This is a genomic window from Amycolatopsis sp. NPDC041971, assembly GCF_055588925.1.
Genome location: NZ_JBVJCE010000020.1, coordinates 158,473 through 180,907 on the forward strand (window position 1 = coordinate 158,473; position 22,435 = coordinate 180,907).

General features: G+C 69.4%; 20 protein-coding genes. 15 read left to right on the top strand and 5 right to left on the bottom strand.

The window, feature by feature from the left end; all coding sequences use genetic code 11:
* Positions 1–31 precede the first annotated feature (31 nt).
* The 4 genes from ACZ6DT_RS32880 to ACZ6DT_RS32895 all read right to left on the bottom strand — a co-directional run bounded on the left by ACZ6DT_RS32880 (position 32) and on the right by ACZ6DT_RS32895 (position 3,685).
* Positions 32–586: a hypothetical protein gene (locus ACZ6DT_RS32880; RefSeq protein ID WP_465602595.1), complete on the bottom strand. Its 555-nt coding sequence runs from the start codon at positions 584–586 to the stop codon at positions 32–34.
* A gap of 119 nt (positions 587–705) precedes the next feature.
* Positions 706–2,223, bottom strand: coding sequence for a tripartite tricarboxylate transporter permease (locus ACZ6DT_RS32885; protein ID WP_465602597.1), 1,518 nt, complete (start codon positions 2,221–2,223; stop codon positions 706–708).
* Positions 2,223–2,720, bottom strand: coding sequence for a tripartite tricarboxylate transporter TctB family protein (locus ACZ6DT_RS32890; RefSeq protein ID WP_465602599.1), 498 nt, complete (start codon positions 2,718–2,720; stop codon positions 2,223–2,225). The genes ACZ6DT_RS32885 and ACZ6DT_RS32890 overlap by 1 nt, the downstream gene beginning before the upstream one ends.
* Entirely contained in the window at positions 2,717–3,685 is a 969-nt protein-coding gene (locus tag ACZ6DT_RS32895; RefSeq protein ID WP_465602651.1) for a Bug family tripartite tricarboxylate transporter substrate binding protein, read from the bottom strand. Before ACZ6DT_RS32895 ends, ACZ6DT_RS32890 begins: the two co-directional genes overlap by 4 nt.
* A 132-nt stretch (positions 3,686–3,817) precedes the next feature.
* Between ACZ6DT_RS32895 and ACZ6DT_RS32900 the strand changes: the two genes are divergently transcribed.
* Both ACZ6DT_RS32900 and ACZ6DT_RS32905 read left to right on the top strand, forming a co-directional pair.
* A complete protein-coding gene (locus ACZ6DT_RS32900) occupies positions 3,818–5,350 on the top strand; it encodes a sensor histidine kinase (protein ID WP_465602601.1) in 1,533 nt (510 codons plus the stop codon).
* Entirely contained in the window at positions 5,347–6,009 is a 663-nt protein-coding gene (locus tag ACZ6DT_RS32905; protein ID WP_465602603.1) for a response regulator, read from the top strand. The genes ACZ6DT_RS32900 and ACZ6DT_RS32905 overlap by 4 nt, the downstream gene beginning before the upstream one ends.
* 5 nt (positions 6,010–6,014) lie before the next feature.
* Here ACZ6DT_RS32905 and ACZ6DT_RS32910 read toward each other — a convergent pair whose 3' ends face one another.
* Positions 6,015–6,803 carry a dienelactone hydrolase family protein gene (locus ACZ6DT_RS32910; protein WP_465602604.1) on the bottom strand — a complete coding sequence of 263 codons (789 nt, stop codon included), beginning with the start codon at positions 6,801–6,803 and terminating at the stop codon, positions 6,015–6,017.
* Positions 6,804–6,876: 73 nt separating this feature from the next.
* On the opposite strand from ACZ6DT_RS32910, the gene ACZ6DT_RS32915 reads away from it, so the two are divergent.
* The 13 genes from ACZ6DT_RS32915 (at position 6,877) to ACZ6DT_RS32975 (ending at position 22,323) form a co-directional block, all read left to right on the top strand.
* Positions 6,877–7,884 (top strand): GlxA family transcriptional regulator, encoded by a 1,008-nt coding sequence (locus ACZ6DT_RS32915; RefSeq protein WP_465602606.1) that lies wholly within the window; start codon positions 6,877–6,879, stop codon positions 7,882–7,884.
* A gap of 10 nt (positions 7,885–7,894) precedes the next feature.
* Positions 7,895–9,097, top strand: coding sequence for an ROK family transcriptional regulator (locus tag ACZ6DT_RS32920; RefSeq protein WP_465602607.1), 1,203 nt, complete (start codon positions 7,895–7,897; stop codon positions 9,095–9,097).
* Between the two features lie 340 nt (positions 9,098–9,437).
* On the top strand, positions 9,438–10,661 hold the full coding sequence (locus ACZ6DT_RS32925) for an ROK family protein (protein WP_465602608.1): 1,224 nt from the start codon (positions 9,438–9,440) through the stop codon (positions 10,659–10,661).
* Positions 10,658–12,160, top strand: coding sequence for a sugar ABC transporter ATP-binding protein (locus ACZ6DT_RS32930; protein WP_465602610.1), 1,503 nt, complete (start codon positions 10,658–10,660; stop codon positions 12,158–12,160). The genes ACZ6DT_RS32925 and ACZ6DT_RS32930 overlap by 4 nt, the downstream gene beginning before the upstream one ends.
* On the top strand, positions 12,157–13,188 hold the full coding sequence (locus ACZ6DT_RS32935) for an ABC transporter permease (RefSeq protein ID WP_465602611.1): 1,032 nt from the start codon (positions 12,157–12,159) through the stop codon (positions 13,186–13,188). Before ACZ6DT_RS32930 ends, ACZ6DT_RS32935 begins: the two co-directional genes overlap by 4 nt.
* Positions 13,189–13,210: 22 nt before the next feature.
* A complete protein-coding gene (locus tag ACZ6DT_RS32940) occupies positions 13,211–14,263 on the top strand; it encodes a substrate-binding domain-containing protein (protein ID WP_465602613.1) in 1,053 nt (350 codons plus the stop codon).
* Positions 14,264–14,309: 46 nt separating this feature from the next.
* Positions 14,310–15,479 carry a Gfo/Idh/MocA family protein gene (locus ACZ6DT_RS32945; RefSeq protein WP_465602615.1) on the top strand — a complete coding sequence of 390 codons (1,170 nt, stop codon included), beginning with the start codon at positions 14,310–14,312 and terminating at the stop codon, positions 15,477–15,479.
* Between the two features lie 121 nt (positions 15,480–15,600).
* Positions 15,601–16,758, top strand: a complete 1,158-nt coding sequence (locus tag ACZ6DT_RS32950) for an inositol-3-phosphate synthase (RefSeq protein ID WP_465602616.1) — start codon at positions 15,601–15,603, stop codon at positions 16,756–16,758.
* Positions 16,755–17,603, top strand: a complete 849-nt coding sequence (locus tag ACZ6DT_RS32955; protein WP_465602618.1) for an SCO3242 family prenyltransferase — start codon at positions 16,755–16,757, stop codon at positions 17,601–17,603. Before ACZ6DT_RS32950 ends, ACZ6DT_RS32955 begins: the two co-directional genes overlap by 4 nt.
* On the top strand, positions 17,600–19,015 hold the full coding sequence (locus ACZ6DT_RS32960; protein ID WP_465602620.1) for an EboA domain-containing protein: 1,416 nt from the start codon (positions 17,600–17,602) through the stop codon (positions 19,013–19,015). The genes ACZ6DT_RS32955 and ACZ6DT_RS32960 overlap by 4 nt, the downstream gene beginning before the upstream one ends.
* Positions 19,016–19,019: 4 nt before the next feature.
* Positions 19,020–19,883: a TatD family hydrolase gene (locus ACZ6DT_RS32965; protein WP_465602622.1), complete on the top strand. Its 864-nt coding sequence runs from the start codon at positions 19,020–19,022 to the stop codon at positions 19,881–19,883.
* On the top strand, positions 19,880–20,953 hold the full coding sequence (gene eboE, locus ACZ6DT_RS32970; RefSeq protein WP_465602624.1) for a metabolite traffic protein EboE: 1,074 nt from the start codon (positions 19,880–19,882) through the stop codon (positions 20,951–20,953). The genes ACZ6DT_RS32965 and eboE overlap by 4 nt, the downstream gene beginning before the upstream one ends.
* Entirely contained in the window at positions 20,950–22,323 is a 1,374-nt protein-coding gene (locus ACZ6DT_RS32975; RefSeq protein ID WP_465602626.1) for an alkaline phosphatase family protein, read from the top strand. Before eboE ends, ACZ6DT_RS32975 begins: the two co-directional genes overlap by 4 nt.
* Positions 22,324–22,435: the final 112 nt, after the last annotated feature.

Below are 22,435 nucleotides of genomic sequence, written 5' to 3' on the forward strand. Positions count from 1 at the left end.
CGGACGACCGGTTCAAAACGCGACCTCGCCGTTATGCTTTCGTTATCTTCCGGCGACGGTGATAGGCCAGGCCCAGGACGATGACGATCGGCCCCCAAAGAGCGGTCGGGGCGACGCACACCGTTGCCAGCGTCTCCCAGGTTTCGCTGCTGTAGCCGATACTTTCGACCACGCCGAACATGGTGAGTTGACGGTCTCCGCCGAGCGGAATCGAGGTGAAAAGCGCGGTGAGGATCAGGCCACCGACGACGGCGGGAACGACGGCCGCCATCGGCCGGACGGGTTTGGCGCCGACGAACGGGACCCAGCGGGGCGCCACCTCGCCCCAGCGGCGGACCAGCCCGATGGCGAGGACCGCGGTCACTTCGGTGAGCACGCTGAGCGTGAGGACGTACGGGATGCTCAACCAGAGTTCCGGCATCTCGCGGTCGTGGATCTGTCCCATTTCGAAATGGAAGGCGAAAGGCAGCCGCCACAGGCACGAAGGCAGCAGAAGCCAGGGGAGCGCGTAGGCGAGGCGTGTCGCCCAGCGGGGAACCGGTCGTTCGGTGTCGCTGACGGCCGGAGGCCGGTGAAGGAGCTTCATGAGACTGATCGTGTCGCCGTGGGGCGCCGGAAAGATCACTCGCGCGGACAAGTGTCCTCCGTCCGGAGAGGGAAAGGCCCGGCCTCGGGGCAGTCGAGGCCGGGCCGGAGTCCCGCGGGTCAGACGTCCACCTTGTCCTTCGGCTCCGTCTCGGACAGAGGCGGACGGGTAGGCAGGAAACGTTTGATCAACGGGAAGAACAGGATCACCGCGATGATCACGTAGACCACGATCGCGAACGGAGTGTTGACCAACCCGCTCAGGTCGCCGTCGCTCAGTTGCAGCGCGCGCCGCATCTGCTGTTCGGCGGCCGGGCCGAGGATGACGCCGATGATCGCCGGCAGCACCGGGAGGCCGTAGCGGCGCATCGCGAACCCGATCAGGCCGATCACGAACATCACGAGCAGGTCGAAGATGTCCGCGTTGACCGCGTACGCGCCGACGCTGGCGAAGAACAGGATGCCCGCGTAGAGGTACGGCCGCGGGATCCGCAGCAGCTTCACCCACAGGGGTGCCAGCGGCAGGTTCAGCACCAGCAGCAGTGTCAGTCCGACGAACAGCGAGGCGATCAGGCCCCACACCAGCGAAGACTCCCGCTCGAACAGCAGCGGACCCGGCTGGATGCCGTACTGCTGGAACGCCGCCAGCATCACGGCCGCGACCGCGGTGGTCGGCAGGCCGAGGGTCAGCATCGAGACCAGCGTCCCGGCGGCGGAGGCCGAAGCCGTCGCTTCCGGACCCGCGACGCCTTCGATGGCGCCCTTGCCGAACTCGTCCTTGTGCTTCGAGAGCCGCTTTTCCGTGACGTAGGAAAGGAACGTCGGGATCTCCGCGCCACCGGCGGGCACCGCGCCGAACGGGAACCCGATGAGCGGCCCGCGCAGCCAAGGCTTCCACGTCCGCTTCAGGTCGGCACGCGAGAGCCATGGCCTGCCGACCGGGATCGGCTTGAACGCGTTGCGCCGCAGATGCGCGGCGACCCACAGCGACTCGCCGACGGCGAACAGCGCGACCGCCACGATCACCACGTCGATCCCGTCGGCCAGATGCAGTGAACCGAAGGTCAACCGCTGCTGACCGGTCATCTCGTCGAGTCCGACCAGGCCGATGGTGAGCCCGATCAGCAGCGACGCCACGCCGCGGATCCGGGAACTGCCGAGCACCGAGGTGACCGCGATGAACGCCAGCACCATGATCGCGAACAGATCCGGCGCGCCGATGTCGACGGCGTGTTTCGCGATCATCGGGGCCAGCACGACCAGCGCGATCGTGCCAAGGATGCCGCCGACGAAATGCCCGATCGCGGCCGCCGCAAGCGCTTGCGCGCCGCGTCCCTTGCGGGCCATCGGGTTCCCGTCGATGGCCGCGACCACCGCCGCGCTCTCACCCGGCGTGTTCAGCAGGATCGACGTCGTCGAGCCGCCGAACATCCCCCCGTAGTAGATGCCCGCGAACATGATGAACGCCCCGGTGGGCTCCAGGCCGTAGGTCACCGGGAGCAGCAGCGCCACCGCCATGGCCGGGCCGATCCCCGGCAGCACGCCGATCGCGGTCCCCAGCAGGACCCCGATCGCCGCCATCGCGATATGGGTCGGCGTCAGCGCGGTGCCGAAGCCGTCGATGAGTTGCTGGAGCATCAGAACACCTCCATCAACGGGCCACCGGGAAGCGGGACACCGAGCAGGTTGTTGAAGATCAGGAAGGTCGCGACGGACATGCCCGCCGCGATCAGCGGGTCACGCGCCAGGTTGCGGCTGCCGAGCGCGTACGCCGCGCCCCAGAACAGGATGGCGCCCGAGATCGGGAACCCGACCAGGCCGATCAACGCCGCGTTGGCGAGGAAGGCACCGCACAGCAACAGAACCATGCGCAGGTCGGCGGGCGCGGTGAGGTCGATGTCCTCGCCGCCCTCGGCCTCGCCCTTGCCACCGCGTAGCACGTCGCGCGCCAGCAGCACGGCGACGATCAACAGCAGCGAGCCGACCAGGATCGGCACCGCCTTCGGTCCCACGGGACCGCGCTGGGCGAAGTCGGTGGGAATGTTCAGCGCGTCGGTGAGCACCAGGACGCCGAGCACCACGAGTCCGACACTCACCCCGAGTTCGGAGCGCTCTTTCAGCCACGTGGTCGTCATGCCAGACCCAGCTCTTTCAGCACCGTTGCCACTCGAGTGTTCTCCTCTTCGAGAAACGAACCGAACTGCTCCCCGGGCGCGAACGCCCCGGTCCATCCGTTGCGCCGCAAGGCCTCTTGCCACTGCGGCGTCTTCTGCAGCCGGTCGAACAGGCCGACCAGCTTCGCGCGGTCCGCTTCGGTGATGCCGGGCGGAGCGACGATGCCGCGCCAGTTGGTGAACTTGACGTCCACACCGGACTCCGAAAGCGTCGGCGCGTCGATGCCCGGGATCCGCTTCTCGCTGGTCACCGCCAGCACCCGGAGCGTGCCCGCCTGGATCTGGTCGCGGTACTCGCCGACACCCGAGACACCGAACGCGACCTTGCCGCCGAGGACCGACGCGAGCAGTTCGCCGCCGCCGTCGAACTGGACGTAGTTGACCGCCTTGGGCGCGAGCCCGACGGCCTTCGCCATCAGCATCGGCGCCAGGTGATCCGGTCCGCCCGGCGAAGAACCGCCGCCGACCTGGACCGCGCCGGGATCCTTCTTCCACGCCTCGATCAGCTGGCCGATGTCCCGGTACGGCGAATCCTTGCCGACCACGACGATGTCCGACTCTTCGATCAGCTTCGCCACCGGCGTGGTGTCGAGAAGCGAAGACGGCGACTTGTTCGTGAACACGCTCCCGACGACGCCGAGCCCCATGGACATGACGAGTTTGCCGTTGCCGCGTTCGGCGACCGTGCGGCCGAGGCCGACCGTGCCGCCGGCGCCGGGGAGGTTGAAGACCTCCGCGTTGCCGAGCAGGTCCGCGTCCTCCATCGCCTTGGTCGCCGTGCGCGCCGTGATGTCGTAACCGCCGCCGGGCGCGTTGGGCACGAGCACCCGCAACGACCGGATCTGCGCGCCCTCGTCGGCCTCGCCGCCCGGGGTGAGCAACGGTGGCACCAGCAAAACGGCGACGAGCGCCGCCGCGATGGCCAACCAGCTACTGGGCTTCACTGTGATCCCCGCCTCTCTGCCGCGTGGTTGGACATGTTGCACTCGGGTAAACAGAGATGTCCCGCTTGCGGGCCCAATGGTTGTTGTGTTCGTTTTGGTCACGCGGAGGTGGCGATGGGTGCTCGGGGTTCCTTGGCCCGCCAGCTCCTCGTGTGGCAACTCGTAGTCGTGACCTGCCTACTGTGCGCGGTGGGCGTGCTGGCCGTCGTCCAGGCGGGGAACAACTTCCGCACGACCGAGGGACGCCGGGCGCTTTCGGTCGCGGAGAGTGTCGCCGCGCAGGGTGTCGTGGGCGACCTCGAGAACGGCCCCTTCGAATTGAACGCGCCCGCGGAGACCGCGCGGAGCTTCTCCGGGGTGGATTTCGTGGTGATCGCGGGAGCGGACCGCTCCGTGCTCGCCTCACCGGATCCGGGTCAGTTGCGGACGCTGCTCGACATCGGGGAGAGCACTGTCCTCTCTGGACGGTCCTGGGTCGGCGAACTCGACGGTTCGATCGTGGCGCACGTCCCGGTGCTCGACGAAAAGGGCGGCAAGGTGGTCCGCATGGTCGCGGCGGGTTCGAAGTCGCCCGGGTTCTTCGCCGGCGTGCTCGACTCGCCGGACAACGCGCTGCGGGTGCTGGGGGTCGCGCTCGTGATCGGCGTGAGCGGCTCGCTGCTGCTGGCACGGCGCGTGAAGAACCAGACGCTCGGCCTGGAACCACACGAGATCACCGCACTGGTCGAGAACCGGGAGGCGCTCCTGCACGGCATCAAGGAGGGGGTCGTCGGCTTGGACCCGCAGCACCGGATCACCCTGGTGAACGATCAAGCCCGCGCACTGCTGGCGTTGCCGGAGGACGCCGTCGGCCGTTCGGTCGAGGACCTCGACCTCAACGAGCGGATCCGCGACCTGCTCACCGGCCGCGCGACCGGCGCCGACCAGATCGTGCTGCGGCAAGGGAAGGTGCTGACGCTGAACCGGATGCCGATCGACGTGCGCGGTGCCGTCGTCACCTTGCGGGACCGCACCGATCTGATGACCTTGCGGGACGAACTCGACGCCAGCAGGCACGCCACCGACACGTTGCGGGCGCAGGCGCACGAGTTCAGCAACCGGCTGCACACCATCTCCGGACTGCTGGAACTCGGGGAATACGACGAGGTTCGCGGCTATGTCAGCCGGATCAGTTCGGCGCAGGGGGAGTGGCGGGCCGAAGTCGGCTCGCGCGTCGGCGACCCGGCGGTGGCCGCGCTGCTGATCGCGAAGGCGTCTTTGGCCGCGGAACGCGGGGTCGGCCTGCGCATGGCCCCCGACAGCGAACTCGACCGCGTCGAGGACGGCCTCTCCACGGATCTGGTGACAGTGCTGGGAAATTTCGTCGACAACGCCCTGGACGCACTCGGTGGGGAACGTGGCTGGATCGAGGTCGGCGTGTGGCAGGAGGAGGACGAAGTGCGGGTGGAGGTCCGCGATTCCGGGCCGGGAGTCGCCCCGGAAATCGCGGAGGAAGTGTTCGAACACGGCTTCACCACGAAGGCCGCCGCGCACGGCCAGCGCGGCCTCGGGCTCGCGCTGATCCGGCAGGCTTGCGTCCGGCGGGGCGGTTCCGTCGAGGTGCACAACTCCGGCGGCGCGGTGTTCACGGCGAGGTTGCCGCGATGATCCGGGTTCTCGTCGTCGACGACGATTTCATGGTCGCGAAAGTCCACAGTGGATACGTCACGCGTACGGAGGGGTTCGCCGTCGTCGGGGTCGCGCACACCGGCGCCGACGCGCTCCGCCTGGCGCGGGAGCTGAAACCGGATCTGGTGCTGCTGGACGTCTATCTCCCCGATCTCGACGGGCTTTCGGTGCTGCGGGAACTGCGCGCGACCGAGGACGTCGACGTCATCCTGATCACCGCCGCGACCGACGTGGAGACCGTGCGGCAGGCGATGCGGGGCGGGGTCCTGCACTACCTGATCAAGCCGTTCGAGTACGCGTCCCTGCGGGATCAGCTCACCCGTTTCGCGTCGCTGCACCAGCGGCTGGACCGGCTGGCCGAGGCGGGCCAAGCCGACGTCGACCAGGTCTTCGGCGCGCGGCCGAGCGCGAAACCCCTGCTGCCCAAGGGACTCACCGCGGAAACCGCGCGGCTGGTGGAGACCGCGCTGCGCGGCGCGCCGGGCGGGATGTCCGCGAGCGAATGCGCCGAGGCGACCGGCGTCGCCCGGGTGAGCGCGCGCCGGTACCTGGAGCATTTCGTGGCGACCGGGAAGGCCGAGGTGACCCTCAGGTACGGCGGGACGGGCCGGCCCGAGCGGCGCTACCTCTGGTCCTGACCGACTCAGCTGAGCCGTTCGGCGAGGAAGGCCAGGATCTCGTCCCTGGCCCGAACGGTGGGGTGGCCTTCCTGATCGACGAGGTGGGCGGTGACGACGCTGTGGGGGCAGGCCACGACGTCACGGAAGAACGGCGGCGGTTCGGGGTTGGCCGCCTCGTCCGGGAGGACGCGGCCGTCGAACGCGTCACCGAGAAGTGCCCGGTACGCGGCGAAGCGTTGCCCGGTGCACCACCGGTCGTTCTCGAAGCGGTAGGCGAGCACCTTCAGCCCGTCGCGCCCGACGCGCTCGCGTATCCGGGCGGCGTCCGCGTCGTCGAGTTCCAGCCCGGCCGGGTCGTCCAGCGGCAGCGAAGGATGGTTGACGACGGGAGCGATGACGGCCGGTTCGAGGGTCATGCTGAGGGCGAAGTTTCCGGTGAAGCAGAGTCCGATCGCGCCGACGCCCGGCCCGCCGCACTCCTCGAACGCCTTCCTCGCGAGTCCTCGCAGCCAGGTCACGACGGGACTCGTGCCGCCATCGGCGAAGGCCCGGAACTCGGCGCTGACGCAGGCACGGCGGGCGACCTTCGCTCCGTCGGCGGTGGTGGGGAAAGCGCCGTCGACACCGAAGAGTGACGGAAGGTAGACCGTGAAACCCGCGTCCCGGATCCAGCGTGCGAAGCGGACGACGTCCGGGCTGATCCCGGGCATCTCCGGCATCAGCACCACCGCCGCCCCGGATCCGGCGACGTGGACGGTTTTGCCGACGCCGTCGACCTCGACGAGTCGTTTCGAGAAGTCCGCGAGGGTCATGGCCCCATCGTCAGGTGCGCCTGCCGATTCGGACAGAGGCGAGATCGCCATATGCTCGGGTAATCTCGCCATCATGGTGAACCCGCCGCGCGTCGGAGTACTCGCCTACCCGGGATGTTTCGCTTCGGAGGTCTTCGGGGTTCCCGATCTCCTCACGATGGCCTCGCATGTCGCCGCCGAGGATCCTTCGTACGAGGTCTCGATCCTGTCGCCGAGACGGCGGGTGGTCGCCTCCGGCGGTGCGGTGATCGCGGTTTCGCCGGTGCGGCCGGTCGACGTCCTGGTCGTACCCGGGTTCGAGCTGTCGCCGGGACTCGACCTCGATACGAGGCTCAGGTCGTTGCGCCCGGAAATCGAAGCCGTCAAGTCCGCCTCGGAGGCGGGGGTCGCGGTGGTTTCGATCTGCGTCGGCGCGTTCCTGCTGGCCGACGCCGGACTGCTCGACAGGCGGCGGTCGACGACTTCGTGGCTTTTCGCCGGCCGGCTGGCGGAACGCTGCCCCGGCACCGAGGTCCTCCCGGAGAAACTCGCGGTCACCGACAGCGGGGTGACCACGACGGGCGCGTTCAGCGCGATGTACGACTTCGCCCTCGGACTCATCCGTGAACACCACGGCGGCCGGGTCGCCCGCGCGACCGCGCGGATCGCCCTCGTCGACGACGCGCGGTCGAGCCAGGCGCCGTATGTCGACGCGGATCTGTTGCCCGCCACCGGCAGGGAGTTCTCTCAAGGCGTCAAGCGCCGGCTGGACCAGAACATGCACGAGCGGTACGACCTCGGGGTCCTCGCCGCGACGTTCCACGTCAGCGCGCGAACCCTCCTGCGGCGGTTTCGCGGCGAAACCGGCCAGACTCCGCTCGGCTACCTGCAGGAGGCGCGGGTGCGCCGGGCGAAGCATCTGCTGGAGACCACGGAGAGAACGATCGCCGGTATCGCCGCCGATGTCGGCTACCGCGATCCCGGGACGTTCAGCGCGGTCTTCGCCCGGCTGACCGGGCACCGGCCGCGGGATTACCGCGCGCTGTTCAGGCGTAGCCGAGTGTCCACGGGCATTCGGGACACGAAGTGGACAACGCCGTAGGCTCGGCCGAATGAGCACGGCATCCACCACGGAGCATCCGATGGTCGAAACCCGGCACCAGACCCAGTTGCTGACCCTGCTGCGGGATGAGGGGCCGATGTCCCGGGTCGAACTGGGGGAGCGGCTGGAACTGCCGCGCGCCCGGGTGGGTGCCGAGGTCGCGCGTCTCGCCGAGGTCGGCCTCGTCGAAACCGCGGGTCCGTCGGCGAGCCGGGGTGGCAGGCGGTCCACGCTGGTGCGGCTGGCGGGCGACCTGCGCGTGCTTTCCGTCGACGTCGGCGCGACGTCGGTCGGAGTCGCCCTCACCGACGCTTCGTGCGAGGTGCTGGTGCATACCGTCGAAGATTGCGACGTCCGGCAGGGGCCGCATGCCGTGCTCAAACGCGTCGCCGCGCTGGCGGAGAAGATCCGCGAGGAGGCGCCGGGCAAGCTGATCGCCGCCGGAATCGGTCTCCCGGGGCCGGTGAGTTTCGCCGAGGGCATGGCGGTCGCGCCGCCGATAATGCCCGGCTGGGACCGGTTCTCCGTACGCGACCATCTCGGCGGGTTGCTGGGCTGCCCGGTCACCGTCGACAACGACGTGAACTCGATGGCGCTCGGGGAACGGCACGCCGGTGTCGCCCGCTCCATCGACGACCTGGTGTTCGTCAAGATCGGTACCGGCATCGGCTGCGGGATCGTGCTGGGCGGCAAGGTCTACCGCGGCGTCGCCGGCACCGCGGGCGACATCGGGCACATCCGGCTCGACGACTACGGGCCGACCTGCGCCTGCGGTGAGACAGGCTGCCTCGAGGCGTACTTCGGCGGCGCCGCGCTGGCCCGCGACGGGCTGACGCTCGCGCGCAGCGGCCGGTCGGCGTACCTCGCCGGCGTCGTCGCGGACCGCGGCGTGATCACCGCCGCGGACGTCGGCCGCGCGGCGGCGTCGGGTGACTTCGGCGCGGTCAACCTGATCCGCGACGGCGGACGGCGGCTCGGGCAGGTGGTCGCCTCGCTGGTCAGTTTCGTGAACCCGGGCATGGTCGTGATCGGCGGTGGCGTGGCGCAGCTCGGGCATCAGCTGCTCGCCGAGATCCGCAGCTCGGTCTACCGGCGGTCGCTGCCGCTGGCGACCGGGAACCTGCCGATCGTGCTGTCCGAGCTGGGCGACACCGCGGGCGTCATCGGGGCCGCCTGGTCCGCTACGGATCGGGCCTTCACGCTGAGTAGCTGAGGCCCCTCCCTTGTGCGCGCTATGAACGGTCCGTTCCTTGCAAAATTTGCAAGGAACGGACCGTTCATAGCGCGCGTTGAGGGGTGGCGGGGCGGGCGCGAGGGAGCGCTGAGTGACCGCCCCGGCGGCACGTTGGGCACTCACCTGATTCCGATTAGTAACGTCAAGATCGTGCAGACTTTCGCTTAAAAAGTACAAAAGTCTGCACCGAACGGGACGGCTATTTGGGTGACGACCCGCATTTCTGTCTTGTTGTCACCTTGACGAGTGACAGAAGCCACCCTACTTTCGCTGGCTAAGTAACAAAGTTTGTTACGGCCGATTCGTAAGTGAGGGCAGTGTGGCCGCGACCGATTCCGGGCAGCTCGACCCGGTCAGCCCACGCACGGCGAACCTCGCCGCGCTCCTGCGGGCGTTGCGTGCCGGGCCGCTGTCGCGTACCCAGCTGGCGGCGCGCTGCGGGCTCACCAAGGCGGCCGTCTCCGGGTTGGTCACCGAGCTGTCCGAACGTCGCCTCGTCCGATCCGCCGGACTCCAGGGTGGCGGCAACGGCAGGCCCAGCCGACTGGTCGAGCTGAACGGCGCCTGCGCCTGCGGGCTCGCGCTCAGTGTCGAGGCCGACCGGTTCGCCGCCGTCGTCACGAACCTCGACGGGCGTGTGGTCGCCGAGCGCACCGAGACCGCCGACGTCGCCGCGCTCGGGTTGCACCGGAGCATGGACGAACTCGCTTTCCTCGCCCGGCGGGTGCTGCTCGACGACCAGCCGGTCGGGGTCACCGTCTCGGTGCCCGGGCTGGTCGATTCGGCCGCCGCCGTGCTGCGGTTCGCGCCGACCCTGCGCTGGCGCGACGCCGAAATAGCCGACCTCCTCGCCGCCCGGCTCGACCTGTCCGCCGACGCCATCGCGGTCGACAACGAGGCCAACCTCGGCGCGGTCGGCGAGGCCGTCGCCGGAATCGGCCGAGGCGTGCGGGAGCTCTTCTACCTCAGCGGTGGGACAGGCGTCGGTGGCGGGCTCGTGTCCGGCGGCGCACTCCTGCGCGGTGCCAGGGGTTTCGCGGGCGAGGTCGGGCACATCACCGTCGACCCGTCCGGCGAACAGTGCCAGTGCGGCCGGGTCGGCTGCCTGGAGACCAAAGCCGGGCTCAACGCCGTCCTGCGCGTCGCCGCCTCGCCCGGCGATCCGCTGCACGATCCCGCCCTGGGCGTCGACGGCCGGGTCGGGCTGCTCAAGCACCGCGTGCGGCGGGGCGACCAGCGCGCCGTCGCGGCGGTCTCGGAACTCGGGGTCGCGCTCGGCGTCGCGGTGTCCACTGTGGTCGATGTGCTCGACCCGGACGTCGTGGTGCTCGGCGGTTACTTCGCCGAACTGGGCGAATGGCTGGTCGAGCCGGTGCGCCGCGAACTGTCCGCGCGACCGCTCGGGCACGAGCCCGCCTGCCGGGTCGAGCCGTCGCCGCTGGGCACCACCGCTCCTCTGCGCGGGGCCGCGCATCTTGCCACCGAACGGCTTTTCGCCGATCCGACACTCGTGCCATTCGTTACCCAGGAGGCGCCGGCATGACCCTGCTATCGGTCCGGGGGATCGTGAAGACCTTCCCGGGGGTGCGTGCACTCGACGGCGTCGATTTCGACGTCGAACCCGGCGAGGTGCACTGTCTGCTCGGCCAGAACGGCGCGGGCAAGTCCACCCTGATCAAAACGCTCGCCGGGGCCCACCGCCCCGACGGCGGTGAGATCTTCTGGCAGGGCGAGCCGGTCACGCTGCCCTCGCCGGTCGCCGCGCTGAAGATCGGCATCGCGACCATGTACCAGGAACTCGACCTGGTGCCCGGGCTTTCCGTGGCGGACAACATCTTCCTCGGCCGCGAGCGAGCCAGCTTCGGTTTCACGCGGATCGGCGAATCCCGCGCCATGGCCGCGAAACTGATGGCGCGGCTCGGGCATCCGGAGATCACCCCGTCGACCGAGGTCGGCAAGCTCTCCGCGGCCGGCCAGCAACTGGTCTCGATGGCGCGGGCACTCGCGTACGACGCGAAGCTGCTGGTGATGGACGAGCCCACCGCGGCGCTGGCGGGGGAAGAGGTCGACAACCTGTTCCGCATCGTCGGCGAACTGACCGCCGAGGGCGTCGCGATCATCTACATCTCCCACCGGCTCGAAGAACTGCGCCGGATCGGGCACCGCGTCACCGTGCTCAAGGACGGCAAGACCGTCGCCACCGGCCTCGACGCCAAGGAGACCCCGACCGCCGACCTCGTCGCGCTGATGGCGGGCCGCAAGGTCGAAACCGTGTTCGGCCCGCGCCACCAGGAGCACGTGGACCCGGACAACGAGGTCCTCAAGGTGGAGAACCTGACCACCGTCGGCGAGTTCGAGAACGTGAACTTCACCGTGCACGCCGGTGAGGTCGTCGGCATCGCGGGCCTCGTCGGCTCGGGACGCAGCGAGCTGCTGGAGACGATCTTCGGCGCGCGAAAACAGGACGCCGGTTCGGTGTCGGTCGACGGCGAACCGGTCCGGCCGGGCAGCGTGTCCGCGGCGGTCAAGGCCGGGATCGGCCTGGCGCCGGAGGAACGCAAGAGCCAGGGGCTGCTGCTGGACCTGCCCGTCGTGCACAACGTGACCCTGGCGAGCCTGAGCAAGTACGCGACGTTCGGTTTCACCGAGCGGGGCAAGGAACTCGACGACGCCGGGGAAAGCCTGCGGCGCCTCGATCTCCGGCCCGCCGACCCGCACCGCATCATCCGCACGTTGTCCGGCGGCAACCAGCAGAAGGCGGTGCTCGCGCGCTGGCTGGTCCGCGGCTGCCGGGTCCTGCTGCTGGACGAGCCGACACGCGGGGTCGACGTCGGCGCGCGGGCGGAGCTGTACCGGCTGATCGAGGAGCTGGCCGCGACCGGGGTCGCGATCGTGCTGGTCAGCAGCGAGATCCCCGAAGTACTCGGACTGTCCGACCGGGTGCTGGTGCTGCGTGAAGGACGTGTCCTGGCTGAAAAGCCGTCTGCGGAGCTGACAGAGGCGGATGTGCTCGACGTGATTCTCGAGGGGAGTGCGGCGTGACCGACCAAGCCGAATCGGTGCGTACGGGACCCGTAGGGAAGGAACCTGTACCGACCAAGGAGCTCGGGCCCACTAAAGAAAGAAACTTCTCGCTCGACACCCGGCTGCTCGGGCTGGCCGGGGTCCTCGTCGTCCTGTGCGTCGTCGGCCAGGTCACGAGGCCCGACCAGTTTCTCACCGAAGGCAACGTTTCGACGATCCTCCGGCTGGCCGCGGCCATCGGCGTGGTCAGCGTCGGGATGACCTTCGTGATCATCGCCGGCGGCATCGACCTCTCGGTCGGGTCGATCGTGGCGTTGTCCAGTGTCTGGCTGACCACGTTGGCCACCCAGTCCTACGGTCCGTTCGTGATGATCCTTTGTGGACTCCTGGTCGGTCTCGGCTGCGGACTGATCAACGGGATATTGGTCTCCTACGGGAAGATCGTGCCGTTCATCGCGACACTGGCGATGTACGTCTCGGCCCGCGGGCTCGCGGAACGCATCAGCGGCCGCCGCACGCAGGTGGTGGCGGAGGGGGGTTTCCTGAACTTCTTCCGCGGTGACCTGCTCGGCATCCCGGTGCTGATCTGGATGTTCGCGCTGGTGTTCGTGATCGGCTGGGTGCTGCTGAACCGCACCACCTTCGGCCGCCGCACCTTCGCCGTCGGCGGCAACGCCGAGGCTTCGCGGCTGGCGGGCATCGACGTCAAACGGCACACCGCCCTCGTCTACGGTGTCGCCGGCCTGTGCTGCGGCATCGCCGCGCTGATGGTCGTCGCCCGCACCACCGCGGGTGCCTCGACCAACGGCATGCTCTACGAACTCGACGCCATCGCGGCGGTCGTCATCGGCGGCACGTTGCTCACCGGTGGCCGCGGCTCGCTCATCGGCACCCTGATCGGCGTGCTGATCTTCACCGTGCTTTCCAACATCTTCACGCTCAACAACCTGGACACCGACATCCAGAACATCGCCAAGGGCGTGATCATCGTCCTGGCCGCGCTGCTGCAGTTCCGCTCCGTCAAGAAGTCCAAGACGAGTACTTGATCACCGTGGATGGAGAGTCGTCATGACCGAACAATCCCTGCATCGCCGCCGTTTCCTGCTGGGAGGCGCGGCCGTCGGAGCGGGTGCGCTGCTGACCGCGTGCACCTCGAACGAGGCACCGGCGCAGAACAACGCGGCCAACGTGGCCAACGCCGGGGCGAACTCGCAGCCCGGCACCCCGGTCACCATCGGGTTCTCGGCACCGGCCGCGGACCACGGCTGGATGGCGGCCATCACCAAGAACGCCCGCGCGCAGGCGCAGAAGTTCAGTGAGGTCACGCTCAACGCGACCGAGGGCACCAACGACGTCAACCAGCAGATCTCCCAGGTGGAGACCCTGATCAACGCCAAGGTCAACGTGCTGGTGATCCTGCCGTTCGACGGCAAGGCGCTCACCGCGGTCGGCCAGCAGGCGATGGACGCGGGTATCCAGGTGATCAACCTGGACCGCGTCTTCGACACCCCGCTCGCGTACCGCACCTGGATCGGTGGCGACAACTACCGCATGGGTGTCAACGCCGGGAACTACATCGCCCAGCAGATGAAGGCGAAGAACATCGCCGGCCCCGTCATCGGCGAGGTCGCGGGCATCGACTCGCTGCCGCTGACCCAGGAACGCAGCAAGGGTTTCAAGGACGCCTTGGCGCGTCAGGGTTTCCAGGTGGGCCCGCGCGTCTCGGCGCAGTTCACCCCGGAGTCGGGCGAGCAGCAGACCTCGAACCTGTTGCAGTCCGCGGCCAAATTGGACGCTCTGTGGAACCACGACGACGACCAGGGGGTCGGCGTCATCGCGGCGATCAACAACGCCAACCGCAAGGACTTCCTGATGGTCGGCGGCGCGGGTTCGAAGAACGCGATGAACCTGATCAAGTCCGACGCCGAGCCGCTGAAGGCGACGGTGCTCTACAGCCCGTCGATGGCGTCTTCGGCGATCTCCCTCGCGCGGCTTCTCGGCCAGTCCAAGGGGGCCGGCGACTTCGCCGAGCACGAGATCCCCGCCGAGATCACCACGTACTCCGCGGTGGTCACCAAGGAGAACGTCGACAAGTACATGGACGTCGGCTTCGACTCGTAAACCCGCGTACCCGACGCGCGCTTGAAAGACACGATCTAGGAGGGGCATGAGCACGGCAAAGGAAACGATCGGGATCGGCATGGTGGGCCACGCGTTCATGGGTGCGGTGCATTCGCACGCGTGGCGCAGTGTGCACCGGTTCTTCGAGCCACCGCTGATCCCGAGACTCGCCGTGCTCGGCGGCCGCGACGAGGTGCGGACGAAGGCCGCGGCGGAACGGTTCGGCTGGGAGGACGTCGAGACGGACTGGCGCGCGCTGATCGCCCGTGACGACGTCGACCTGGTCGACATCTGCACGCCCGGCGACAGCCACGCCGAGATCGCGATCGCCGCGCTCGAGGCGGGAAAGCACGTGCTGTGCGAGAAGCCGCTGGCCAACACCCTCGCCGAGGCCGAAGCGATGGCCGAGGCGGCGGCGAAGGCACGGGCCGGCGGCGTCCGGTCGATGGTGGCCTTCAACTACCGCCGCGTACCCGCGCTCGCGCACGCCAGGAAACTGGTCGCGAGCGGGGCGCTCGGCGAGATCCGCCACGTGCGGTCGGTGTACCTGCAGGACTGGCTGTCCGACGCACGGGCGCCGATGACCTGGCGGCTGCACAAGGACAAGGCGGGCTCTGGCGCCCTTGGCGACCTCGGCGCGCACATCGTCGACGCCGCCCAGTTCGTCACCGGCGAAACGATCACCGGGGTCTCCGCGCTGACCAACACCTTCGTCAAGGAGCGGCCGGACGGCGACGGCGGCACGGGGCAGGTCACGGTCGACGACACCGCGTTGTTCCTCGGCCGGTTCACCGGCGGCGCGGTGGCGAGTTTCGAGGCGACCCGGTTCGCGCTGGGCCGCAAGAACGCGATGCGGCTGGAGGTCAACGGGTCGAAGGCGAGCCTCGCGTTCGACTTCGAGTCGATGAACGAACTGTCCTTCTTCGACGGCGGCCAACCCGCCACCGAGGCGGGGTTCCGCCGGATCCTGGTCACCGAACCCGAGCACCCGTACGTCGGGGTGTGGTGGCCGCCGGGGCATCTCCTCGGCTACGAGCACACCTTCACCAACGAGGTCGCCGACCTGCTCACCGCGATCGGCGACGGCACGGATCCCGAACCGTCCTTCGAGGACGGGTTGAGGGTTCAGCAGGTCTTGACGGCGGTCGAGCGCAGCGCCGCCGAAGAGGCGCGATGGACGGCTGTGCCCGGCGTCACCACGAAGGGGAGTAACTGAGGGAGAGATTCAGCCGAAAGTCGCATGACGGCTATCACTGCGACTTGGTTCGATCCGGAAACGTCCGACCATCCGATGGTGAACACAGTTGGCGTTTTCGGGTTTTGGGAAAGGTGGAGAAATGCCTGCTCACGAGCGTACGGGCATCTGGTTGATCGGGGCGAGGGGGTCTGTGGCCACCACTGCCGCGGTAGGGCTCCTCGCCCTCCGCGCGGGGGTGACGGGCGGTGGCGGCTGCGTCACCGAACTGCCCGCGTTCGCCGGGGTTCCGTTGCCGGGCTGGGACGATCTGGTCCTCGGCGGGCACGACATCGCGCATACGCCGTTGGAGAAGCGGGCCGAGCAGCTGGCGCACGCCGGCGTGTTCGGGCACGCGGTCTTCTCCGCGGTCCGGTCCGGGCTGGCCGAGGTGGACGCCGAGATCCGCGACGGCTACCACCCGGCGACGCATACCGGTGCCCAGGCCGACGCGGCCGCCCGGCTCACGGCGGACATCCGAGCTTTCGCCGACCGAAACGACCTCGCGCGGGTCGTCGTGGTCAACGTGTCCTCCACCGAGGCACCCTGTCCCCACCTGCCAGAACACGACGACCTCGGCGCGCTCGAAGAGGCCTTGGCGGATCCGACGCGGGCAGTGCTCCCTTCGAGTTCCCTGTCGGCCTACGCGGCACTGAAGGCGGGAAGCCCGTACGTCGAGTTCACACCGTCCGCCGGGATCACCCTGCCCGCGCTGCGGGAGCTCGCCGCGCGGGAAGGCCTGCCGTACGCGGGTTGCGACGGCAAGACCGGTGAGACGCTGCTGCGCACGGTCCTCGCGCCGATGTTCAGCGCGCGGGCGTTGAAGGTCCGCTCCTGGGCGGGCACCAACCTGCTGGGCGGCGGCGACGGCGAGACCCTGGCCGACCCGGTGACCGCGAACAGCAAGCTGGAGTCCAAGGCGCGCGGGCTCGCGGCACTGCTCGGCGAGGACGTCACCGCGCCGCTGCACATCGACAACGTGCCCGACCTCGGTGAGATCAAGACCGCGTGGGACCACGTGTCGTTCGAGGGTTTCCTCGGCGCGCGCATGAGCTTGCAGTTCACGTGGACCGGGTACGACTCCGCGCTCGCGGCGCCGCTGATCCTCGACCTGGCGAGGTTGGCGACCGCGGCGCACGCCGCCGGCCAGAGCGGCGCGCTGACCGAACTCGGCTTCTTCTTCAAGGATCCGCTGGGCAGCGACGAGCACCGGTTCGCCGAGCAGACCGCTCGCCTGATCACCTGGGCGGCCGCGCTGTGAAGGCTTATGTGGAACTCGTGCGGGCGCCCGCCGCGCTGACGGTGCTCGGCGACACGGTCGCCGGATCCACCGCGGCGGGGCTCAAGATGACCGGGCGACGGTTGCTGCTGCCGTTGTCCTCGGTCGCCTTCTACTGGGCCGGAATGGCCCTCAACGACTGGGCGGACCGGAAGCTCGACGCCGTGGAGCGTCCCGAGCGGCCGATCCCGTCCGGGCGGGTGAGTGCCGACGCGGCGCTCACCACCGGGGCCGCGCTGACCGCTGCCGGACTTGGCCTGGCAGCGCTCGGCGGCGGCCGCCGGGCGATGCGGGTCGCGGTCCCGCTCGCGGGCGCGGTGTGGGCCTATGACACCGTGCTCAAGCCGACCCCGGCCGGACCGGTGGCGATGGCGGCCTGCCGCACGCTCGACGTCCTGTTGGGCGCGGGATTCGAGACTCGCCGTGCTCTTACCGCCGCGGCGGCCGTCGGCGTCCACACACTCGGTGTCACGGCGTTGTCCACCGGGGAAGTCCACGGCGCGAAACCAGGGACGGCTCGAGCCGCACTGGCCACCAGCTGTGCGGCGACAACGTTGGCATTGACCGGACCGGCCCGGGGCGGCTGGCACCGCGCGGCCTCGATGGCGGCCGGTTCGGGCTACGCGGGACTGGTCGGCCGGGCACAGGCGGACGCCGTCCGTGACCCGTCGGCGAAATCCGTGCGCTCGGCGACGAAGTCCGGCATCCACGGCATGGTCCCGTTGCAGGCGGCGATCACGGCCAAGGGCTCGGTACTGGGGGCCGTGCTGGTCGCGGCCGCCCTGCCGATCGCCCGCAAGCTGTCGCGGAAGGTGAGCCCCACATGACCGCCTTCTCCTTGGGATACGGCACCAACGGCTTCTCCAACCACCGGCTCGACGACGCCCTCGCGATCATCGCCGACCTCGGGTACACCGGGGTGGCGCTGACGCTGGACCACGACCACCTCGACCCGTTCGCCGTCGATCTGGCGCGGCAGGTCGACGGCGTGGCCTCGCGGCTTTCGGCGCTCGGCCTGAACCGGGTCGTCGTCGAAACCGGCGCGCGGTACCTGCTCGACCCGTGGCGCAAGCACTCGCCGACGCTGCTGTCGGACGATCCCGCGCTCCGGATCGACTTCCTGGAACGGGCTATGCGGATCGCCGGGGACCTCGGGGCGGACTGTGTCTCGTTCTGGTCCGGCGTGTCCACTATGGACACGGAAATCGCCTGGTCCCGGTTGCGTGACGGTGTCGCGGCGGTCCTGGAGCACGCCGCACGGCTGAAGGTTCGGCTGGCGATGGAACCCGAGCCCGGACATCTCGTGCAGCAGCTGAGCCAGGTCCTGGACCTGCGCGAGGAACTCGGTGAGCCGGAACTGTTCGGCGTCACGCTCGACGTCGGGCACTGTGTCGCCGTCGAGCCGGTCAACGCGGCCGAGTGCGTCCGCCTCGCCGGTCCGCTGCTGTGGAACGTGCAGCTGGACGACATGCTGCCGCGGGTCCACGAGCATCTGGAGTTCGGCGACGGGCACCTCGATCTCCCAGGGACGCTCGCCGCGCTGGCGGAGATCGGCTACACCGGGCTGGCCGCGGTCGAACTGCCCCGGCACAGCCACGCCGCGCCGGACACCGCGCGCAGGGCATTCGAAGCCCTCACCGAGGCGATGCCGCAGACGTGGTCGGCCAAGGCGGAACGCCGGATCCGGGAGAAGCCGTCGGTGATCGGCTCGATCTTCCCGGCGGTCGGCCGTGAAGTCGGCCGTGCGGCGCTGCGTCCGGACACCGATCCGCGGGGGCTGATCCACGGCACCGTCGACGATCAGGCACGGGTCCGGCTCGTGACGGTGCTCTCGGACGTCCTCGGCGACGCCGCGCTGGCCGCGGAACTACGCGATCTCTACCGCTACGGCGACGACGCCGAGCGGCGCGGGGTCCTGCGGGCGCTCGGCTCGCTGGAGTCCCCGGGCCCCGAAGTGACCGATGCCGGGATCAAGCTGGTCGAGGACGCCTTGCGCGCCAACGACATCAGGTTGGTCGCCGCCGCGATGGGTGCCTTCGCCCGGTTCCTGGACGACCACACCTGGCGCCACGGCGTCCTCAAATGCGTCTTCGTCGGCGTGCCGCTGGTCGCCGTCGCGGATCTCGAATCCCGCGCGGACGCCGAGCTGAGGCGCATGCTCGCCGACTTCGCCGACGAACGCAGGGCGGCCGGACGTGACGTACCCGCCGACGCCCTCGAACTTCTCAAGGAGAACTGAGCCAGTGCGTATCTTCGATCCCCACATCCACATGTCCTCCCGGACCACCGACGACTACGAAGCGATGTACGCGGCGGGTGTCCGCGCGCTGGTCGAGCCGGCGTTCTGGCTGGGGCAGCCACGCACCGGCGTCGGCTCGTACACCGACTACTTCGACGCGCTCATCGGCTGGGAACGGTTCCGTGCCGCCCAGTTCGGCATCCGGCACCACTGCACGATCGCGCTGAACCCCAAAGAGGCCAACGACCCCCGCTGCCGCGAGGTGCTCGACGTGCTCCCGAGGTACCTGGCCAAGGACGGCGTGGTCGCGGTCGGCGAGGTCGGCTACGACTCGATGACCAAGGAAGAGGACGAGGTCTTCTCGCAGCAGCTCGCGATGGCACTGGAGCATGACCTCCCGGTGCTGGTGCACACCCCGCACCGCGACAAGCTGGAAGGCACCAAGCGCACCCTCGACGTCGTCCGTGAGGCCGGTGTCGCGCCGGAGCGCGTGGTCGTCGACCACCTCAACGAGGTCACCGTCGAGCTGGTCAAGGATTCCGGTGCGTGGATGGGCTTCTCCATCTACCCGGACACCAAGATGGACGAGCACCGGATGGTCGAGATCCTGCGCCGGTACGGACTGGACCAGATGATCGTCAACTCGGCCGCCGATTGGGGCCGGTCCGATCCGCTGAAGACCGCCAAGACCGGGCAGGCGATGCTCGACGGCGGGTTCACCGAGGCCGACGTCGACAAGGTGCTGTGGCAGAACCCGGTCGACTTCTACGGCTTGAGCGGCAGGCTCACCCTCGACCCGCTGCCCGGTTTCACCGGCGAGGCCGTGACGTTCGAGGGCAACTCGGTCCTGCGAGGTGCCCGCAAATGATCTCCTACTGTACGAACGTCCACCCCGCCGAAGACGTCGACGGCATCGTCGCGCAGCTGGAGCGGTACGCGCTCCCGGTGCGTGAGCGGCTGGGCGCCGATCGGCTCGGCGTCGGACTGTGGCTCTCCGCGCCGGTCGCGCGCGGGCTCGCCGAGGACGCCGGGGCGCGCAAGCGTTTCCGCGCCGAACTCGAGGCCCGCGGCCTTTCGGTGTACACGCTGAACGCGTTCCCGTACGGCGGTTTCCACGACGACGTCGTCAAGCACGCGGTCTACCGTCCTGAGTGGACGAATCCCGACCGGGTCGCGTACACGATCGACTGTGTGAACGTGCTGTCCGAGCTGCTCGCCGAGGACGCCACGTACGGCAGCATCTCCACGTTGCCGCTCGCGTGGCGCGAGCCGTGGTCCGAGCACGACGACCGCCGTGCGGCCGAGGCCTTCGCCGAGGTCGCCGGGGCGATCGGTGACCGGCCGATCAAGCTGGCCGTGGAACCCGAGCCCGGCTGTGTGCTCGACACCGTGGCCGACGCGCTGAGCTGGCTTTCCGGCCGCGTCGACCCGAAGTACGTCGGGCTGTGCCTGGACACCTGTCACCTCGCGGTCTCGTTCGCCGACCCGGCGGAGACACTGGCCGCGATCGCGAAGTCCGATGTGGACATCGTCAAGGTGCAGGCCTCCGCGGCACTGCACGTCGAAGATCCCGCCGAGGCTAAGGAAGCGCTGGCGGCGTTCACCGAACCCCGTTACCTGCACCAGGTCCGGGAGCTCGGCGCAGACGGTGTCGTGCGCAAGGCCGACGACCTGCCCGACGCGTGGACCGACCTGCCGGGTGACCGGCCGTGGCGCGTGCACTTCCACATGCCGCTGCATCAGGCCCCGGCCGCGCCGCTGTCCACCACCACGGACGTCCTGCGCACCGTCGCCGCCGGGTTGACCGGCGGACGGCATGTCGAGGTCGAGACCTACACCTGGAGCGTGCTCCCGGACGCGGGCGACCTCGTCGGCGGCATCGCCGCGGAACTCGAATGGGCGGAACGGAACCTCGTCGAGGAAGGGGTTTCCGCGTGAAGCCGCTGGTCGTCATCGACGTCGTCGGGCTGACCCCGAAGGCGTTGCGGGACATGCCGAATCTGTCCGCCGTCGCCCGCGACGGCTGGCAGGCCGAACTGGGCACGGTGCTGCCCGCCGTCACCTGCAGCGCGCAGTCGACGTTCCTCACCGGGCTCATGCCCGCCCGACACGGGATCGTCGGCAATGGCTGGTACTTCCGCGAGCTGGGTGAGATCTTCCTGTGGCGCCAGCACAACCGGCTCGTCGGCGGCGAAAAACTGTGGGAGACCGCGCGGGCGGCGCATCCCGGCTACACGTCGGCGAACGTGTGCTGGTGGTACGCGATGGGAATGAGCACCGACGTCACGGTGACCCCGCGGCCGATCTACCACGCCGACGGCCGCAAGTCGCCGGACGCCTACGTGCGGCCGCCCGAGCTGCACGACCAGCTGACCGGTGCGCTGGGAGAGTTCCCGCTGTTCCAGTACTGGGGCCCGACGGCGTCGATCAAGTCGAGCAAGTGGGTGATCGGCGCGTCCCGGCAGATTCTGCGTGAAAAGCGTCCCGATCTACTGCTGACCTACGTCCCGCATCTGGACTACGACCTGCAACGCTACGGACCCGACGCGCCGCAGGCCGCGTTGGCGGCGCGGGAACTGGACAACGCGCTCGCGCCGCTGCTCGACGACGCCCGCAACGCCGGGGCGACCGTGGTCGCGCTCAGCGAGTACGGGATCACGAACGTCAGCAGGCCGGTCGACATCAACCGGGCGCTGCGCCGCGAGGGCCTGCTGGAGGTCTACACCCAGGCGGGCATGGAGTACCTCGACCCGTGGGCGTCGCGCGCGTTCGCCGTCGCCGACCACCAGGTCGCGCACGTCTACGTCCGCGATTCCGCAGATGTCGAGCGGGTTCGCTCTATCGTCGGCCTGCTGACCGGCGTCGACGAGGTGCTCGACCGCGAGGCGCAAGCTCGCTATGGGTTGGACCACGAGCGTGCCGGCGAACTCGTCGCGGTCGCCGAGCCGGATTCGTGGTTCACCTACTACTACTGGCTCGACGACGAGCGGAAGCCCGACTTCGCGCGTGGCGTCGAGATCCACCGCAAGCCGGGTTACGACCCCGCCGAGCTGTTCTTCGATCCGGAGGACAAGTTCGCCAAGGCGCGGGCCGGGCTCAATCTGGCGAAGAAGTTCGCCGGGCTCCGGTACGCGATGGACGTCGTCCCGACCGATCCGCGCTGGGTGCGCGGTTCGCACGGACGGCTGCCGGATGCGGCCGAGGACGGTCCGGTGCTGCTGTGCAGTGACCCGGCCTTCCAGCCGTCCGGCCGCGTGGGGGCGACGGACGTGCATCCGTTGCTGTTGGCATTGCAAGGGCTGAAGTAAGTCATCGGTACAGGGGGTCGGGGGGGGGGGGGGGGGGGGGGGGGGGGGGGGGGGGAGGCAACCCACCCCCACCCCCCCCCCCCCCCCCCCCCCCCCCCCCCCCCCCCCCCCG

Bases quoted from the DNA above. Each gene is read 5' to 3' on its own strand.
- ACZ6DT_RS32900 (WP_465602601.1), top strand. From the start codon at position 3,818: ATGGGTGCTCGGGGTTCCTTGGCCCGCCAGCTCCTCGTGTGGCAACTC.
- ACZ6DT_RS32915 (WP_465602606.1), top strand. From the start codon at position 6,877: ATGGTGAACCCGCCGCGCGTCGGAGTACTCGCCTACCCGGGATGTTTC.
- ACZ6DT_RS32945 (WP_465602615.1), top strand. From the start codon at position 14,310: ATGAGCACGGCAAAGGAAACGATCGGGATCGGCATGGTGGGCCACGCG.
- ACZ6DT_RS32950 (WP_465602616.1), top strand. From the start codon at position 15,601: ATGCCTGCTCACGAGCGTACGGGCATCTGGTTGATCGGGGCGAGGGGG.
- ACZ6DT_RS32880 (WP_465602595.1), bottom strand. From the start codon at position 586: ATGAAGCTCCTTCACCGGCCTCCGGCCGTCAGCGACACCGAACGACCG.
- ACZ6DT_RS32940 (WP_465602613.1), top strand. From the start codon at position 13,211: ATGACCGAACAATCCCTGCATCGCCGCCGTTTCCTGCTGGGAGGCGCG.
- ACZ6DT_RS32930 (WP_465602610.1), top strand. From the start codon at position 10,658: ATGACCCTGCTATCGGTCCGGGGGATCGTGAAGACCTTCCCGGGGGTG.
- eboE (WP_465602624.1), top strand. From the start codon at position 19,880: ATGATCTCCTACTGTACGAACGTCCACCCCGCCGAAGACGTCGACGGC.
- ACZ6DT_RS32920 (WP_465602607.1), top strand. From the start codon at position 7,895: ATGAGCACGGCATCCACCACGGAGCATCCGATGGTCGAAACCCGGCAC.
- ACZ6DT_RS32960 (WP_465602620.1), top strand. From the start codon at position 17,600: ATGACCGCCTTCTCCTTGGGATACGGCACCAACGGCTTCTCCAACCAC.
- ACZ6DT_RS32890 (WP_465602599.1), bottom strand. From the start codon at position 2,720: ATGACGACCACGTGGCTGAAAGAGCGCTCCGAACTCGGGGTGAGTGTC.
- ACZ6DT_RS32885 (WP_465602597.1), bottom strand. From the start codon at position 2,223: ATGCTCCAGCAACTCATCGACGGCTTCGGCACCGCGCTGACGCCGACC.
- ACZ6DT_RS32905 (WP_465602603.1), top strand. From the start codon at position 5,347: ATGATCCGGGTTCTCGTCGTCGACGACGATTTCATGGTCGCGAAAGTC.
- ACZ6DT_RS32910 (WP_465602604.1), bottom strand. From the start codon at position 6,803: ATGACCCTCGCGGACTTCTCGAAACGACTCGTCGAGGTCGACGGCGTC.